This window comes from Paenibacillus sp. EKM301P, from assembly GCF_011800295.1.
Taxonomy (GTDB): Bacteria; Bacillota; Bacilli; order Paenibacillales; family Paenibacillaceae; genus Paenibacillus; species Paenibacillus polymyxa.
Map to the genome: position 1 here is coordinate 1 of NZ_JAALFM010000074.1, position 584 is coordinate 584.

The following is a 584-nucleotide window of genomic DNA, read 5'->3' on the forward strand; positions in this document are numbered from 1 at the left end:
TTTAGCCTTGGCAGATGGTCCTGCCGGATTCATACGGGGTTTCACGTGCCCCGCACTACTCGGGATCCGTCTCGGAGGGAACAGGTTTTGAACTACAGGGCTTTTACCTTCTCTGGCGGGCCTTTCCAGACCTCTTCATCTAACCGGTTCCTTTGTAACTCCATGTGAGACGTCCCACAACCCCAAGGAGCAAGCTCCTTGGTTTGGGCTAATCCGCGTTCGCTCGCCGCTACTGACGGAATCACTATTGTTTTCTCTTCCTCAGGGTACTTAGATGTTTCAGTTCCCCTGGTCTGCCTCTCACTCACCTATGAATTCAGTGAGTAGTGACTGTCGATGAAGACAGCCGGGTTTCCCCATTCGGACATCCCCGGATCAAAGCTTGCTTACAGCTCCCCGAGGCCTTATCGTTGTTCGCCACGTCCTTCGTCGGCTCCTGGCGCCTAGGCATCCTCCGTGTGCTCTTTGTAGCTTAACCTAGTATTTACATCGTAAATACGATTTGCTACCTTTATTTCACTTGTTTACACAAGATCAGCTTAAAGGAATATTCTAAAACGCAATTTCGTTTCGGTATCCAGTTT

1 rRNA gene is annotated in these 584 nt (G+C 50.0%); it reads right to left on the reverse strand.

The annotated features are described in order from the left end of the window. Window positions 1-478, reverse strand: a 23S ribosomal RNA gene (locus tag HFD99_RS24875); the annotation flags it as partial. Window positions 479-584 lie beyond the last annotated feature (106 nt).